Origin of the sequence: Pseudonocardia yunnanensis, from assembly GCF_039534065.1 — a bacterium.
In the GTDB taxonomy this organism is placed as follows: Bacteria; Actinomycetota; Actinomycetes; order Mycobacteriales; family Pseudonocardiaceae; genus Pseudonocardia; species Pseudonocardia yunnanensis.
Map to the genome: position 1 here is coordinate 409,556 of NZ_BAAAUS010000001.1, position 15,190 is coordinate 424,745.

The window sequence follows — 15,190 nt, forward strand, 5'->3', positions numbered from 1 at the left end:
CCGCGGTCATCCCGATGAGTGTTCCCGCCGATCCGCGCTTCTGCACGGCCACCGACAGCCTCGTGACTCATCGATGCTGCCTGTGCCACCGCCGTTCGAAGTCCGACGCGGCCGCGGCGAGCGCCCGGCCCGCGTTGCGCTCCTCGCGCACCCGCGCCGCGGTGCCGTGGTCGTAGCCCGCCTTCCACGCTCGGTTTTCCGTGGCCTCGTAGAGGAAGACGAAGGAGTACAGCAACCCCACCACCGACCCGCCCACCGCGGCCATCAGCCGCACCGACATCGGCCCCGGTATCAGCACCACCAGCACGACCGCGACCGGCACCACCTGAACGAGCAACCGCAGCAGGTGGCGCAGCGGCCACGTGCGGCAGGTGACGTCGTGGAGCACCCACTCCCGGTACGCCATCGGGAGCCCGCCGCCGAGGGCGTACCAGAACCAACGAGCCGGACCAGGGCGTCGCTGCGACGCGGAAGTGGCCGGTGAAGCCGGATTCCGTATGCGCGGTATCCACCTCATGTCGGGTCCTCCGATCTCCCGGACGCCATGGCCGTCCGGGAATGGATTCCCTCGAGAGCGACGCGAGCTCGCCCTGTTCGTGAGGTTACGCCGGGAGGGGTCGACTGTCCTGATCGAGCAGCGATCGGCCTATCGACATCAACCGGTGGCACCTCTTACGTTCGATCCGGTCGGGAGCAGCGCACGCGGAGGAGTACCGATGACGATCTTGCCGGGTGCTGGTGCCTACTGGTTCGAGGGCAACGACGTCGGCTGCCTGCTGGTGCACGGCTTCACCGGCACGCCCCAGAACGTTCGTCCGCTGGCCGACTACCTGGCCCGCCGCGGGCTTGCCGTATCAGCACCCCGGATGCCTGGGCACGGCACCACCGTTGCAGATCTCGATCGCACCGGGCCGGAGGACTGGCTGGGCGCTGCCGAACAAGCGCTGAGCGAGTTGCAGGAGCGCTGCTCGACGGTGTTCGTGGCCGGCATCTCCATGGGCGGGACGATCACCCTGGAACTGGCTCGCCGCCACCCGGAACTGGCCGGCATCGTCGTGATGGCAGCGCCGGTGCAGGCACTCGAAGCGCTCGAACCCCTCGTCAAGGACCCGAACCGGCCGGCCACCGTGCCCGCGCCGTGGTCGGCGGTCGGCGTACTCACCGAAGACGTCGGCGTCGGCGGCATCGCGTACCTGGAGATGCCGCTGGGTGCTCTCGAGCGCGGCATGGGCCTGATGAGCGAGGTCCGGCAGGGCCTCTCCGAGATCACCGTGCCGACGCTGCTCATCTACGGGGACGGCGACCAGATCGTCGACAAGGCCAACGGGCCGTTCGTCCTCGACAACATCGGGTCCGGCGACAAGCGCCTGCTGGCGCTGCCCGACTCGTCGCACGAGGTGACGCTCGACGTCGACCGTGAGCGCGTGATGATCGAGGTGTTCGACTTCATCCGCGCACGCAGCAAGGCGTAGCGCTCACACCGGAACGGATTGGCGTTCCTGTCGACGTCGTCACCTCCAGACCGAGGCGCCTACGCTTCTCCGCCATGCTCTCCGACGATGCGACAGGACCATCGCGTCGCACCCTGCTCCGCGCGGCGGCTGTGGTACCGCTGATCGGACTGGGGTCGTGCGCGTCGTCTCTCCGATCGGCGGCGCCCACACCGGCCACGACGAGCCCACCTCCGACGACGGGCTCACCACGAGTACCGCCGCCCACCGGTGAGATCGAGCATGCGACATCTGGACGCCCTCAGGTCGCCCTGACCTTTCATGGCGCCGGGGACGAGGGGCTCGCCCGGCGGGTCCTGACCCTGCTGCACGACCGGGGGGCCTCGGTCACCGTTCTGGCGGTCGGCACGTGGCTGCAGCAGTATCCCGACGCTGCGCGGCTCGTCACCGACCTCGGCCACGAGCTCGGCAACCACACGTGGTCGCACCCCGACCTGTCGGCTCTCGACGAGCCCGGCATCCGTGCCGAGATCGAACGTTGCCGCGACCGGATCGTCGCCGGTACCGGCATCCCGGGTGCGTTCTTCCGGCCGTCGCAGGCGCAGCACGCGACACCGGAGGTTCGCCGGTTAGCGGCCGCGGCGGGCTATCCGACCGTGCTCTCGTACGACGTCGACTCGCGGGACTTCACCGACCCGGGCGCCGCCGCGATCCGCCGCAACGTGCGCTCCGTGACGGCCGGCAGTGTCGTGAGCCTGCACCTCGGACATCCCGGAACGTTGGAGGCGCTACCCGGCCTCCTCGACGACCTGGCCGATCGGCGCCTCGCCCCGGTCACCGCGGGGACCCTCTTCGCCTGAGGGCTCAATGCCCGTGATCCAGCTCTGTCTTCCCCGCGGGAGCTCCCCGTTCCTTCTGGCGGGGGAGGCGCCGGGCTCGTGGTGACTGCGATCTTCGGGACCGGGAGGCCACCAGGGCCTACCGGACCGGCGGCGGACTGATCAGCGCATGGGGTGAGGTGGTGGGACCGTCGTGGTCCGGCTCGGCGCAAGGTGGACAAAAGTGAGGTAAGGCACGTCCCGCTCTTGGTTGATGCGTCACCATTCAAGACTATTGTTGACGCATCCTCAAAGGAGGGGCGATGACCACTGACGTCCCGGTCGTGCGACGGCGCATGACCTCGAGAGAGCTACGGATCTGGCGGGCGCTGCTCGACACGACCGCGGACCTGCGGCGCATACTCGGTGCCCAACTGCAGGAGTCGAACCTCTCGCCCGCCGACTACGCGGTACTGCTCGCGCTCAGTGAGGCCGCGGGACGCGAAGTACGGTCCACGCAGCTCGCGGCGATGATGGAGTGGGAACGCAGCCGCCTCTCGCACCACCTCGGGCGGATGGAACGGCGCGGCCTCATCCGGCGCGACGAGTGCCCCACCGACAACCGCGGCGCCCTGGTGTCGCTGACCCCCGAGGGGGCGGACGTCTTCCGCCGCGCGTCGTCCCCGCACCTGCGGGCGATCAAGCGGTACTTCGCCGACGCGCTGACCCCGGCGCAGTTCGACGCGCTGGCCGAGATCCTCGACGCCGTCCGCCGCCATCTCGACCGGGAGAGCGGACGGTCATGACACACCCGTCTTCGCGGCTCGCCGTGCTGGGCGCCGGGCACGTCGGCTCGACCCTTGCCAGGGTGGCGGCCGAGGCCGGTCTCGACGTCTCGATCGCCGCTTCCGGCGACCCGACGGAGATCGCGCTGATCACCCAGGTGCTCGCACCCGGCGCCGAGCCACGCTGGGCCGCCGACGCCGTCCATGACGCCGACGTGGTCGTGCTGGCGATCCCGCTGCACCGCTTCCCGGCGTTCGACCCGGCTCTCGTCGCCGGGAAGATCGTCGTCGACGCGATGAACTACTGGCCGCCGATCGACGGCGTCCAGGAGATGTTCGACGACGACCGGTACGGCAGCAGCGAGATCGTGGCGCGCCGGCTGGCCCGTTCGATCGTCGTCAAGGCGTTCAACCACATCGGCTACCACGAGCTCGAGAGTGAACGCCGCCCACCAGGAGCCCCTGACCGCCGAGGGCTCGGCGTTGCGGGAGACGACCCGGCGGCGGTCGCCGCGGTGGCCGCGATCGTCGAGCGCATCGGCTACGACGTGATCGCGATGGACTCGCTCCGTGCCGGTCGCGCCTTCGAGCCTGGCGGGCCCGTGTTCGGCGCCTCGCTGAGCCGTGACCAGTTCGCGATGGCCGTCCGGCCGACGGCCACCGTCTGACGACAACCCACCAGTACGAAAAGGGAATCATCATGAACGCCCCCGACCCCCAGTTCCCGATCGTCCTCGGCCTCGACACCTTCGGCGACGTCGCCCGGGACGATCAGGGCCGGCTCGTGTCGCACGCCCAGGCGATCCGCAACCTCGTCGAAGAGGGTGTGCGGGCCGAGGCCGTCGGACTCGACTTCTTCGGCGTCGGCGAGCACCACACCCCGGACATGCCACTGTCCGCGGCCGACGTCGTGCTCGGCGCGATCGCCGCGCGGACCGAGCGCATCCGGCTCGGGTCCGCCGTGACCGTGCTGAGCTCCGACGACCCCGTCCGCGTCTTCCAGCGCTACTCGACGCTCGACGCCGTCTCGAACGGGCGCGCCGAGGTGATCCTCGGCCGCGGCTCCAGCGTCGACTCCTTCCCGCTCTTCGGCTACGACCTCAAGGACTACGAGGAGCTGTTCGAGGAGAAGACGAACCTGTTCGCCGAGCTGCTCAAGGGTGGACCGGTCACCTGGCACGGCAAGACCCGAGCCGCGCTCGTCGACCAGGACGTGGTGCCCCATGTCGAATCGGGCAGGTTCCCCGCGTGGATCGGAGTCGGCGGCAGCCCCCAGTCCGTCATCCGCGCCGCCCGCTACGGCTTCTCGCTGATGCTCGCGATCATCGGCGGCTCACCCCGGCGCTTCGCGCCGTTCTCCGAGCTCTTCGCCCATGCCCTGGACCAGCTCGGCCAGCCGGCACGCCCGGTCGGAGTGCACTCACCCGGACACGTCGCCCACACCGACGAGCAGGCCGCCGAGGAGTTCTGGCCGCACTACCTCCAGGTGATCACACACGTCAGCAAGACCCGCGGCTTCCGGATCCCGACCAAGGAGTCGTACATGCACGACATCGGGCCCGACGGCGCGCTCTACATCGGCTCGCCCGAGACCGTCGCCCAGAAGATCGCGGCCAACATGACCGCCCTCGGGGCCACGCGGTTCGACCTCAAGTACGGCATCGGCGGGCTCTCGCACGACAAGCTCATGACCAACATCGAACTGTTCGGGACGAAGGTGGCGCCGCGGGTCCGCGAACTTCTCGCCTGAGAACCTCCGTGGCCTGGGCGGGAAACGGCGAGCTCCGGCCGATTTCCGAGCCCTCTGTCAGGCGGTGGTGGGCACTGCAACGAAGGTCACCGTTCGGATGGTCTGTGTCCCGAGTTGCGACAGTCGGTAGGTTCAGGTGATCGTCGCCGAGGCGCCGACCCGCACGACCACCTCCGTCGCAAGGAGCCGCGATCACGTTCCCGGAGTACCTACTCGACCACTATGACCGGCTGCTCGAACTGTCGCTCGAGCACCTCGCCGTCGTCCTCGCCGGTCTGCTCATCGGCAGCGTGGTCGGGTTGGCCCTGGGCATGACCGTCCACCGCAGGCCGCGTGCGCGGACCCTCACCATCAACGCCTGCGGACTGATCCTCACCGTGCCGTCGCTCGCGATGTACGCACTGCTGCTCGCACTGCTGGGCACCATCGGGACCGTGCCGGTGGTCGTCGCGCTGGCGCTGTACTCGCTGCTGCCGATCGTGCGTAACACGATCACCGGTCTGACCGGGGTCGACGCGGCGGTCGTCGAGGCTGCCCAAGGCGTCGGGATGGGGCGCTGGCGCAGGCTGGTGAGCATCGAACTGCCGCTGGCGTGGCCGGTCGTGGTCACCGGGGTCCGGGTGTCCGCGGTGCTGCTGGTGGGAGTGGCGGCACTGGGCCCGATCATCGGCGGCCCCGGCCTCGGCGAGCTGATCTTCTCCGGCCTGCGGGTGATCTCGAGTCCGAACGCCGTCAACCTCGCCCTCATGGGCACGCTCGGTGTCGTGCTCGTGGGGATGCTCCTCGACGGTGCGTTTCTCGTCCTGACCCGCGTGACGACGTCCAGGGGAATTCGCTGATGCCCGACATGATCGAGCTGGAGCAGCTGACCAAGCTGTACGACGGCCAGTCGACGCCGGCGGTCGACTCCCTCGATCTGAGGATCGCCGAGGGCGAGATCGTCATCCTCGTCGGCCCGTCCGGCTGCGGAAAGACCACGACCCTCAAGATGATCAACCGGATCATCGAGCCGTCGTCGGGGATCATCCGGCTGCAGGGCGAGGACGTGACCAGGGAGAATCCTGACCGCCTCCGTCGCCGCATCGGCTACGTCATCCAGCAGGTCGGTCTCTTCCCCCACCAGACCATCGGACGCAACATCACCACGGTCCCCCGGCTGCTGGGTTGGCCGCAGAAGCGGATCGACGACCGGCTCGACGAGCTGATGCACCTCGTGGGGTTGGACCCCTCCACGTATCGGGACAGGTTCCCCAAGGAGCTCTCCGGCGGTCAGCGTCAACGGGTCGGAGTCGCTCGCGCGCTGGCGGCGGACCCGCCGGTGATGCTGATGGACGAGCCGTTCGGCGCGCTCGACCCGATCAGCCGCGAGCGTCTGCAGAACGAGTTCCTCCGCTTGCAGGAGGAGATCCGCAAGACCATCGTCTTCGTCACGCACGACATCGACGAAGCGATCAAGATGGGTGACCGGATCGCCATCCTGCGCGAGGGGTCGGTGATCGCGCAGTACGACACCCCGGAGACGGTGCTCGCGGCACCTGCCGACGACTTCGTGCGGGAGTTCATCGGCTCCGGTGCGGCGCTCAAGCGTCTCGGTCTCGTACGGGTGCGCGACGTCGAACTCGAGCAGTGGCCGACGTCCCCGATCAGCGCAGGCCGGGAGGCGGCGCTGCGCGCGCTCGAGTCGTCCGAACACGGGTCACTGTTGCTGCTCGACGAGCGGCGCAGGCCGCTGCGCTGGGCGCATGCCCGTGAGCTGGGGCAGCCCGGCGGATCGCTCGAGGACGTGGGGCTGGAGGTCCGCGCGACGGTCGAGCCCTCCGCGACACTGGCGGGCGCGCTCGACTCGATGGTCGGCAGCCGCGTGGGTGTGGTGGTCGTCGTCGACGGCTCCGGGGCGCTACTGGGCACCGTCGACATGCGGGTGATCATGGCCGCGGTCGAGACCGTGCGCACCGACGCTCGTGAACAGGTGCCCGAGGAGGTATCGGCTCGGTGAGCCTCGCCATCGAGGATCCCTACGCCCGCAGCGACGAGGTGCGCGACGAACCCGGTCCGCGCAGGTCACGGGCGGCATGGTGGCGCCGCTACCTCGGCGTTCCCGCGGTGCTGGCACTCGTCTGCATCGGCGTTGCCGTCTTCGTCGCCGCTGCCGACCTCGACGACGTCGAGCAGCGTCTGCTCACCCTCGGCGGCCTCCTCAACGCCACGCTCGTGCACCTGCAGCTCGTCGGTCTCTCAACACTGATCGTCATCGTCATCGCCGTGCCGCTGGGGATCCTGGTCACCAGGCCTGCGGCACGCCGGCTGACCCCGATCGTCGTCGGGCTGGGCAACATCGCGCAGTCGGTGCCCTCGCTCGGCGTGATCGTCCTGTTCGCGATCCTCTTCGCCCCCGGCTTCCGCGGTGCCGTCGTCGCGTTGGTCGTCTACGCGTTCCTTCCCATCCTGCGCAACACGATCGTCGGGCTGCAGCAGATCGATCCGTTCGTCGTGGAATCGGCGCGCGGCATGGGCATGTCGAGCAACCGGGTCCTGCGTGAGATCGAGTTGCCGCTCGCCGTGCCGGTGATCCTCGCCGGCGTGCGCACCGCAGCCGTCATCAACGTCGGAACGGCCACCATCGGCGCGCTCACCAATGCCGGAGGGCTCGGCAGCGTCGTGTACGGCGGAATCGTGCAGAGCCGCACGCCCGTCATCGTGGTCGCGAGCATTCTCACCGCGGTGCTCGCCCTCCTCGTCGACCACGTTCTCGGCGTGGCGGAGGACGTTCTCCGGCCTCGCGGCCTCTAGGTCCATCGAGATTCACTCGCCAAAGGAGGCGCTGTGCCGTTTCATGCCACGACGACCCGAAAGCTCCGTGTACTGAGCGCACTGGCCGTGATCGGCCTGCTCGCACTATCGGCATGCAGTAGCGGCGCGGGTGGCTCGGGCGGCGCCGACACGGGCGACTCGGTCGCGGCGAGCGTCCACCTGACGGGCACCCAGATCGCCGTGGGCTCCAAGGAGTTCACCGAGCAGCAGATCCTCGGCCAGGTGGCTGTGCAGGCCCTGGAGGCCTCCGGCGCGACGGTGGAGGATCGCACCAACCTCGTCGGCACGCCGGTCGTGCGCGGCGCGCTGCAGTCGGGCGAGATCGACATGTACTGGGAGTACACGGGCACCGCATGGCTCGGTCCGCTCGGCAACACCGATCCGGTCTCCGGTGAGCAGGCCCAGTTCGACGCCGTGAAGCAGGCCGACGCCGCGAACGGGATCACCTGGTTCGCCATGGCGGGCGCCAACAACGCCTACGCGATCGCGGCGAACCCCGACGCCGCGAAGGAGTTCGGCGTCTCGACCATCAGCGACTGGGCACGGTTGGCACAGCAGAACCCGCAGGCGGCCGCCCTGTGCACCGCCGCGGAGTTCCCCACCCGGAACGACGGCCTGCCCGCGGTCGAGAAGACCTACGGCTTCGACCTCCCCGACGCCGACGTCGCCGTTCTCGACTTCGGACTGGTCTACACGAGCGTCGCCGCGCGCGAGCCGTGCAACTTCGCCGTTGTCTTCGGCACCGATGCCCAGGTGCTTCAGAACAAGCTCGTCGTACTCCAGGACGACAAGCAGGCCCTGGCCACCTACAACGTGGCCGTCAGCATGCGGACGGACGTGTACCAGGCCAACGCGGCCGCCTACGACACCCTGTTCGGCGCGATCGCGAAGCAACTCACCACCGAGCGCGCCACACAGCTCAACGCCAAGGTCGACATCGACGGCGAGACGCCCGAGGACGCCGCCAAGGAGTTCCTCGTCGAGACCAAGATCATCAACGGCTGACGATCGGCGCCCCGGAAGGTCGATCTTCGCAGCTCAGGGTAGGGGCATTGCCACAGCCGAGCCGTGAGAGAAGGGTGTCGGACGACCGGCGGCGCCGCCGGGGCGCCACCCCGATCGGAAGGGGGTGGATCGTGTACGCACGCTCCACCACAGTCCTCGCACATCCGGAGTCGATCGACGCGGGAGTCGGGCACATCCGCGACGAGGTCATGCCGGCGGTGCTGGGGGTAGACGGGTGCGTCGGCCTGTCCATGCTGGTCGATCGCACATCCGGCTGCTGCATCATCACGACTGCATGGCGGGATGAGGAAGCCATGCACGCGAGTGAAGGCCGGCTACGGCCCGTCCGCGAGCGTGCCGGCGAAGTGCTCGGCGGCAGGCCGCAGGTCGACGAATGGGAGATCGCCGTTCTGCACCGCGATCACACGTCGAAGCCGGGCGCGTGCGTCCGCGCCACCTGGGTGCGCACGAATCCCGAGGACACCGACCGCCTCATCGACATCCACAGGTTGGGGCTGCTGCCGGAGATCGAGATCTTCGACGGGTTCTCCAGCGCAAGCCTGATGATCGACCGCTCATCCGGCTATGCCGTCTCGTCGGTGACCTTCGACAGCCGCGACGCCATGGTGCGGAGCCGCGATGCGGCGACCGCTCTGCGGGAGTGGGGCACCAGAGAAGCCAATGGCCAGATCATCGAAGTGACTGAATTCGAACTTGCGCTCGCCCACCTGCGGGTCCCCGAACTGGCCTGAATGGCGCGGCCGACTACAGCGACGCGGGAAGCGCTCGGAACGGTCGGGCGCTTCCCCGGTCGCGTCACGAGGTGGATCACGGGCGGTTCTCGGTGCCTGATAGCGGGGGTTGAGTGGCGGCCGGGCCGTCCGTGCCCGGCCCGCCCGCAGTCCTCTGGCCGCGGCGCCAGAGAAGCCGACTCTGTCCGGTCCGGGTGTCGGCGACCTCGGCCGCAGGGTCCGCGCCCTTGTGGGAGACCACTCGCGACGCGAAGTTCTTTGCGGCGTGTGCGCCTTCACCGGCCACGTCCCGGCCACGTTCCCGCAGCCGCTTGGCCTGCGGCCCGTGGGCGTACTCGACCGCCTGCCTCCGCAGCTTCTCCAGTTGACGACGGCCGTCGGGCTGACCGGCGTAGTAGCCGATTCCGGCCGCAATCACGTGACTGATCAGCCCCATGACGTCCTCCTGGCTCACTGTCCGAAGCGGTGCGCACGGCGCTGTACGCACTCAGGTATCGGTTACCCGATCCCGGTGGCGCTGATGCTTCACATCTGTATCGAGCGGCGCGGCGGCAGCGCGTCCACGAGCCGGTCGAGCTCGTCCTCGGTGTTGTAGTAGTGGACCGAGGCGCGCACCACCTCCGCCAGCCCCCGGCGGGGCATGTCGAGCTGGGCAGACCTGGCCCGGGAGATGGTGGTCCGCACCCCGCGCTCGCGCAGCACCCTCTGCACGTCCTCGCAGGAGACGCCGTCGACGGTGAACGTGACAATGCCACTGCGACGAAGGCCCTGGTCGTGGACCCGTACCCCGTTGACCGCCCGCAGCCGTTCGCGCAGCGCCTCGGCCAGGACCGTGACCCGCGCCTCGATGGCCTCCATTCCCCACTCGAGCGCGTAGTCGACGGCGACGCCCAACCCGATCCGCGCGGCGATGTCGCTCTCCCAGTTCTCGAAGCGGCGCGCGTCGGGCCGCATCTCGTAGCGGTCCGGAGCCGTCAACGTCGCGGCGTGCAGGTCCAGAAACGGTGGCTCCAGCCGTTCGAGCAGCGCGCGACGCACGTACAGGAACCCCGTTCCCCGCGGTCCGCGCAGGAACTTACGGCCGGTGGCCGACAGCATGTCGCAACCGATGCGCTCGACGTCCACCTGCAGCTGGCCCACCGACTGGCATGCATCGAGCAGGAACGGCACTCCGGCCTCGCGGGCGACGGCGCCGACCTCCTCGGCAGGGTTGACCAGCCCGCCGTGCGTGGGTACGTGCGTCATCGCGATGAGCCCGACCCTCCCCGCGCCGTCCTGTAGGCGCCTGCACAGGTCGGTCACGGACAGCTGGCCGTGCTCGTCGTCGTCGACGACCTCCACGACCGCGCCCGCGCGGGCTGCCATCTGCAGGAAGGCGATGACGTTGCTGGCGTACTCCGCGTGAGCGGTCAGGATGCGGTCGCCCGGCTTGAACGGCATGGCGTAGAAGGCCATGTCCCACGCGCGCGTGGCGTTCTCGACCAGGGCGACCTCGTCCTGCTCGCAGCCCAGCAGCCGGGCCACGGCCGTGTAGGTGCCGTCGAGCCGGTCCGCCGCCACCGCGGCTGCCTCGTAGCCGCCCACCTCCGCCTCCGTGCGAAGGTGGGCGACCACCGCGTCGGTCACCTGTCGCGGCGGAAGCGCCGCCCCTGCGTTGTCCAGATGCGCCACGTCATGCGCACCAGGGGTGTCGCGCCGCGCCCGATCGACGTCGAAGTCCACGCGATCACACGCTAGCGCCTGGCTGAACGACCGGCGCGGTCGTCCGAAAGGTCCGGACGAGCGTGCCGGTCGTTGCGCGCATGGATTCCTAACGCGCGTTGCGCAGCCTGATCCCGCTGAATCCCAGCGTGCTCGCTGTCACCGCTTCCCAGAACGTCCACAGCGTCGGCAGCACGCGCAGTTCGATGCCGGCCTCCTCGTGCAGCGTGAAGAGGTCGCCCACCGGCTCCGGCGGGCCCAGCGGGCGCACCGGCACCTCGGTGACGTGGGCAGAGGGCTCCGGCTCGCCGAACTGCCGGTCCGGCTCCGGCTCCGCGTACGGGCGGAACACGGCTGCCGGGAACCGGTAGGCGTAGAGCCGCACCGTCCGCATCCGCTCCAGCCAGCCGTACTCCACGGCATGAACCCGCGAACCCCCGTACGGGCCGATGATCCGCGCCACGTCCGAGCTGGTGGATCCGTCGCGCGCCCAGGCCATCACCCGCGGGCACTGCCTCGGAAACCAGTAGGAGGGTGCCCTCTGCGCATCGACGGCCCACACATAGGCGACCGAGACCCGAGCCGTGGCGGCGACGTGCGGGACGAACTCCGCGATCGTCGGGTCCTCCGAGAAGTGGAGGACCTCGCCCTCACGTGGTCGCACGGCGGTTCACCAGAACAGCGTGTGATCCACACCTGGCGTGGACAAGTGAATTTGTTCGGTCAGACCGCGGCAGTCCGGGCGGGCACGACCACGACCGGGCACGGAGCGTGGTTGACGAGCTGTGTGGCGACCGAACCCGTGAGCAGATGGCGGAATCCGCCGTGACCCCGGGAGCCCACCACCAACAGGTCCGCGGATCGGCCGAGCCGGATGAGCTCCTCGGACGCATTGCCGACCCGAACCTGCAGGTGCATGTCCTCCGGTGCAGGCCCCCCGTCGAGGGCCTTGCCCACCTGGTCCCAGAGCAGCAGCTCCGCCTGCACGAGCGTCGGCTCGGCCAGCGAAGCCGCGGCCTCCGGGCCCACGTCCTCGCTGATGTAGGGCTGCTCGCACACCTCGACGACGGTCAGCTCGACGCCCCGGAGGCGCGCCTCCTCGATCGCGAACCGCAGCGCGTCCACCGCGCGTGCGGACCGGTCGACGCCGACGACGACTCCACCCATGACGAGCCCCTTCCGGCCGCTCGCTCGATGTCAGGGCAAGTGTGCGCGCGAGTGTCCGGTCTGGACACCGCCCACGTCAGTCAACGGGCTTCGGCCAGGCCGGCGGCAGTGTCGTCGTAGCTGCCGGCAGCGCGGCCGGCCTCCAGGCGGGCGACGGGAATACGGAACGGGCTGCAGGAGACGTAGTCGAGCCCGACCTCGTGGAAGAAGTGCACGGACTCCGGGTCGCCGCCGTGCTCGCCGCACACCCCCATCTTGAGACCCGGCCGCGCGAGCCGGCCTTCCTCGACGGCGATCCGGACGAGACGGCCGACGCCGACGGCATCGAGTGTCTCGAAGGGCGACACGGTGAACACGCCCTTGTCCAGGTACGCGGCGAAGAAGGCCGCCTCGACGTCGTCGCGGGAGAACCCCCACGCGGTCTGGGTGAGGTCGTTGGTGCCGAACGAGAAGAAGTCGGCGGCCTCGGCGATCCGCGCCGCGGTGAGCGCCGCCCTGGGCAGCTCGATCATCGTTCCGACGGGGATGTCGAGGGTGACGTTCTCCTGCTCGGCCACCTCGGCGAGCACGCCGTCGGTCTCGTCCCGGATCAGGTGCAGTTCCATCACCGACCCGACGAGCGGAACCATGATCTCCACCTGAGGGTCGCCTCCGGCTTTGATGCGTTCCGCGGCGGCCTCCGCGATCGCGCGGACCTGCATCGCGAACAGCCCGGGCACGACCAGCCCCAACCGCACGCCCCGCAGTCCCAGCATCGGGTTGGACTCGTGCAGCCGCTCCACCGCGGCGAGCAGCGTCTCGTCGACGGCGGTGTCCTCCCCGCGTTCCCGGGCGACGGCGACCCGTACGGACAGCTCGGTCCGGTCGGGCAGGAACTCGTGCAGCGGAGGGTCGAGCAGGCGGATCGTCACCGGCAGCCCGTCCATCGCCTCCAGCAGTTCGACGAAGTCGGCGCGCTGCTTCGGCGTCAACGCTTCCAGCGCCGCGGACCGCGCGGCGGCCGTGTCGGCGAGGATCAGGCGCTCGACGAGCGCGCGGCGGTCGCCGAGGAACATGTGCTCGGTCCGGCACAGGCCGATGCCCTCGGCGCCGAGCCGACGGGCACGCGCCGCGTCCTCGCCGGCGTCGGCGTTGGCCCGCACCCCGAGGCGCCGGGTGGCGTCGGCGTGGGTGAGGACGCGGTGCACGGCCTGCACCAGCTCGGAGGTCTCCTCGTCCGCCCCGGACAGCGCGGTGTCCAGGCCCTCTTCCAGGTAGGTCGCCACGGGTGAGGTCGTCACCGGCACGTCGCCGAGGAACACCTCGCCGGTGGACCCGTCGATGGCGATGACGTCGCCCTCGTTCACGACGATGTCGCCGACGCGGGCTGTTCGGGCTGCGGCGTCGACGTCGATGGCCTCCGCGCCGCACACGCACGTGCGTCCCATACCGCGGGCCACCACGGCGGCGTGCGACGTCTTGCCGCCACGGCTGGTCAGCACCCCGGCCGCGGCGATCATGCCCTCGAGGTCGTCGGGGTTGGTCTCCCGGCGCACGAGGATGACCGAGTCGCCGGCAGCGTGCCGGGCGACGGCCGTGGCGGAGTCGAACACGGCCTCCCCCACTGCCGCGCCGGGCGAGGCGGCCAGGCCGGTGGCGAGTCGGGTCCGAGCGGCGGAGCGGTCGAACTGGGGGAACATCAGGCGTGCGAGCTGGTCACCCGTGACCCGCTGCAACGCCTCGTCCATCGTGATCAGCTGTTCGTCGACGAGCTGGGCGGCGATCCGGAACGCGGCGGCTGCAGTGCGCTTGCCGACCCGCGTCTGCAACATCCACAGCTTGCCGCGTTCGATGGTGAACTCGATGTCGCACAGGTCCCGGTAGTGGGTCTCCAACCGGCGCATCACGGCGTACAGCTGGCGCGCCGACTTCGGGTCACGCTCGGCCAGGTCGGCCAGAGTGAGGGTGTTGCGGATCCCCGCGACGACGTCCTCACCCTGCGCGTTGGGGAGGTAGTCGCCGTAGACGCCCTGCCGTCCGGTGGCCGGGTCGCGGGTGAAGCACACCCCGGTGCCCGAGTCCGGGCCCAGGTTGCCGAACACCATCGCGCACACGTTCACGGCGGTGCCGAGATCGTGCGGGATCCGCTCGCGGCGGCGGTAGAGCCGGGCCCGCTCGGTGTTCCAGGAGTCGAACACGGCGTTCATCGCCAGGTCGAGCTGCTCGCGCGGCTGCTGCGGGAACGAGCGCCCCGTCTCCTGCTGCACCACCTTCTTGTAGGTCTCGACGAGCTCTTCGAGGTCGTTCGCGCCGAGGTCGACGTCCTGGGTGACGTTCCTCGTCCGTTTCATCGAGTCCATCGCCTCGGCGAACAACGCATCGTCGATGCCGAGCACGGTCTTGCCGAACATCGCGATGAGCCGCCGGTAGGAGTCCCAGGCGAACCGCTCGTCCCCGGACACGCCGGCCAGACCGCGGACCGACACGTCGTTCAGCCCGATGTTGAGGACCGTCTCCATCATCCCCGGCATCGAGAACTTCGCCCCGGACCGCACCGACACCAGCAGCGGATCCTGCGGGTCCCCGAGCTGGCGGCCGGCGTTGTCCTCCAACGCCCGCAGCGCGCGTGTCACCTGCACCCTGAGCTCCGGCGGCACCACGCCGTCGGCCAGGTACCGCCGGCACGCCTCGGTGGTCACCGTGAACCCCGGCGGCACGGGCAACCCGAGCCGGGTCATCTCGGCGAGGTTGGCCCCCTTGCCGCCGAGAAGATCCTTCTCGTCCTTGCTGCCCTCGCTGAACTCGTACACGTACTTCGGCATCAGCTCCACCTCACGGAAGCCGGCGTCAGGTCGCAAGCATCAGCACTGTGACCCCGCTGGGTCGGGTTTTCAACAGGAACGTCGTGGTGATCGGTGCGGCACCAGCGCCCAACTGGATGGCCGACGCTTGCGGCCGGGGCCGGGCCTGA

The 15,190-nt window shown here is 69.8% G+C and carries 16 protein-coding genes; 10 read left to right on the forward strand and 6 right to left on the reverse strand.

Annotation, left to right across the window (positions count from 1 at the left end; translation table 11 throughout):
* Window positions 1–67: 67 nt before the first annotated feature.
* Complete coding sequence (locus tag ABD743_RS01830; protein WP_344718075.1) at window positions 68–517, reverse strand: DUF5313 family protein; 450 nt, start codon at window positions 515–517, stop codon at window positions 68–70.
* Between the two features lie 199 nt (window positions 518–716).
* On the opposite strand from ABD743_RS01830, the gene ABD743_RS01835 reads away from it, so the two are divergent.
* From ABD743_RS01835 to ABD743_RS01880, 10 genes are all read left to right on the forward strand, one after another.
* Complete coding sequence (locus tag ABD743_RS01835; RefSeq protein ID WP_344718077.1) at window positions 717–1,472, forward strand: alpha/beta hydrolase; 756 nt, start codon at window positions 717–719, stop codon at window positions 1,470–1,472.
* A 74-nt stretch (window positions 1,473–1,546) separates the two neighbouring features.
* Window positions 1,547–2,311, forward strand: coding sequence for a polysaccharide deacetylase family protein (locus ABD743_RS01840; RefSeq protein ID WP_344718079.1), 765 nt, complete (start codon window positions 1,547–1,549; stop codon window positions 2,309–2,311).
* Window positions 2,312–2,592: 281 nt separating this feature from the next.
* Window positions 2,593–3,075, forward strand: coding sequence for a MarR family winged helix-turn-helix transcriptional regulator (locus ABD743_RS01845; RefSeq protein WP_344718081.1), 483 nt, complete (start codon window positions 2,593–2,595; stop codon window positions 3,073–3,075).
* Window positions 3,072–3,722: an NADPH-dependent F420 reductase gene (locus tag ABD743_RS01850; RefSeq protein WP_344718083.1), complete on the forward strand. Its 651-nt coding sequence runs from the start codon at window positions 3,072–3,074 to the stop codon at window positions 3,720–3,722. The genes ABD743_RS01845 and ABD743_RS01850 overlap by 4 nt, the downstream gene beginning before the upstream one ends.
* Window positions 3,723–3,754: 32 nt before the next feature.
* Entirely contained in the window at window positions 3,755–4,804 is a 1,050-nt protein-coding gene (locus tag ABD743_RS01855; RefSeq protein WP_344718085.1) for an LLM class flavin-dependent oxidoreductase, read from the forward strand.
* A 290-nt stretch (window positions 4,805–5,094) separates the two neighbouring features.
* Window positions 5,095–5,643, forward strand: coding sequence for an ABC transporter permease (locus tag ABD743_RS01860; protein ID WP_344718087.1), 549 nt, complete (start codon window positions 5,095–5,097; stop codon window positions 5,641–5,643).
* Window positions 5,643–6,800 (forward strand): ABC transporter ATP-binding protein, encoded by a 1,158-nt coding sequence (locus ABD743_RS01865; protein ID WP_344718089.1) that lies wholly within the window; start codon window positions 5,643–5,645, stop codon window positions 6,798–6,800. The genes ABD743_RS01860 and ABD743_RS01865 overlap by 1 nt, the downstream gene beginning before the upstream one ends.
* The gene (locus ABD743_RS01870; RefSeq protein ID WP_344718091.1) at window positions 6,797–7,594 is read left to right on the forward strand and encodes an ABC transporter permease; all 798 of its coding nucleotides are present in this window, start codon (window positions 6,797–6,799) and stop codon (window positions 7,592–7,594) included. Before ABD743_RS01865 ends, ABD743_RS01870 begins: the two co-directional genes overlap by 4 nt.
* Before the next feature lie 33 nt (window positions 7,595–7,627).
* Window positions 7,628–8,620: a glycine betaine ABC transporter substrate-binding protein gene (locus ABD743_RS01875; protein WP_344718093.1), complete on the forward strand. Its 993-nt coding sequence runs from the start codon at window positions 7,628–7,630 to the stop codon at window positions 8,618–8,620.
* A gap of 131 nt (window positions 8,621–8,751) precedes the next feature.
* Window positions 8,752–9,372: a hypothetical protein gene (locus ABD743_RS01880; protein WP_344718095.1), complete on the forward strand. Its 621-nt coding sequence runs from the start codon at window positions 8,752–8,754 to the stop codon at window positions 9,370–9,372.
* 76 nt (window positions 9,373–9,448) lie between these two features.
* Here ABD743_RS01880 and ABD743_RS01885 read toward each other — a convergent pair whose 3' ends face one another.
* From ABD743_RS01885 to ppdK, 5 genes are all read right to left on the reverse strand, one after another.
* Window positions 9,449–9,808, reverse strand: a complete 360-nt coding sequence (locus ABD743_RS01885) for a hypothetical protein (protein ID WP_344718097.1) — start codon at window positions 9,806–9,808, stop codon at window positions 9,449–9,451.
* Window positions 9,809–9,897: 89 nt separating this feature from the next.
* Complete coding sequence (locus tag ABD743_RS01890; protein ID WP_344718099.1) at window positions 9,898–11,094, reverse strand: aminotransferase class V-fold PLP-dependent enzyme; 1,197 nt, start codon at window positions 11,092–11,094, stop codon at window positions 9,898–9,900.
* Window positions 11,095–11,182: 88 nt separating this feature from the next.
* Window positions 11,183–11,737, reverse strand: coding sequence for a DUF6886 family protein (locus tag ABD743_RS01895; RefSeq protein WP_344718101.1), 555 nt, complete (start codon window positions 11,735–11,737; stop codon window positions 11,183–11,185).
* A 59-nt stretch (window positions 11,738–11,796) separates the two neighbouring features.
* A complete protein-coding gene (locus ABD743_RS01900; protein ID WP_344718103.1) occupies window positions 11,797–12,240 on the reverse strand; it encodes a universal stress protein in 444 nt (147 codons plus the stop codon).
* Window positions 12,241–12,320: 80 nt separating this feature from the next.
* Window positions 12,321–15,077, reverse strand: a complete 2,757-nt coding sequence (gene ppdK / locus ABD743_RS01905) for a pyruvate, phosphate dikinase (RefSeq protein WP_344718105.1) — start codon at window positions 15,075–15,077, stop codon at window positions 12,321–12,323.
* Window positions 15,078–15,190 lie beyond the last annotated feature (113 nt).

What these genes read in the sequence shown, in the direction of transcription:
- ABD743_RS01830 (WP_344718075.1), bottom strand. Translation starts at nt 517, where the DNA reads ATGAGGTGGATACCGCGCATACGGAATCCGGCTTCACCGGCCACTTCC.
- ABD743_RS01835 (WP_344718077.1), top strand. Translation starts at nt 717, where the DNA reads ATGACGATCTTGCCGGGTGCTGGTGCCTACTGGTTCGAGGGCAACGAC.
- ABD743_RS01840 (WP_344718079.1), top strand. Translation starts at nt 1,547, where the DNA reads ATGCTCTCCGACGATGCGACAGGACCATCGCGTCGCACCCTGCTCCGC.
- ABD743_RS01845 (WP_344718081.1), top strand. Translation starts at nt 2,593, where the DNA reads ATGACCACTGACGTCCCGGTCGTGCGACGGCGCATGACCTCGAGAGAG.
- ABD743_RS01850 (WP_344718083.1), top strand. Translation starts at nt 3,072, where the DNA reads ATGACACACCCGTCTTCGCGGCTCGCCGTGCTGGGCGCCGGGCACGTC.
- ABD743_RS01855 (WP_344718085.1), top strand. Translation starts at nt 3,755, where the DNA reads ATGAACGCCCCCGACCCCCAGTTCCCGATCGTCCTCGGCCTCGACACC.
- ABD743_RS01865 (WP_344718089.1), top strand. Translation starts at nt 5,643, where the DNA reads ATGCCCGACATGATCGAGCTGGAGCAGCTGACCAAGCTGTACGACGGC.
- ABD743_RS01885 (WP_344718097.1), bottom strand. Translation starts at nt 9,808, where the DNA reads ATGGGGCTGATCAGTCACGTGATTGCGGCCGGAATCGGCTACTACGCC.
- ABD743_RS01900 (WP_344718103.1), bottom strand. Translation starts at nt 12,240, where the DNA reads ATGGGTGGAGTCGTCGTCGGCGTCGACCGGTCCGCACGCGCGGTGGAC.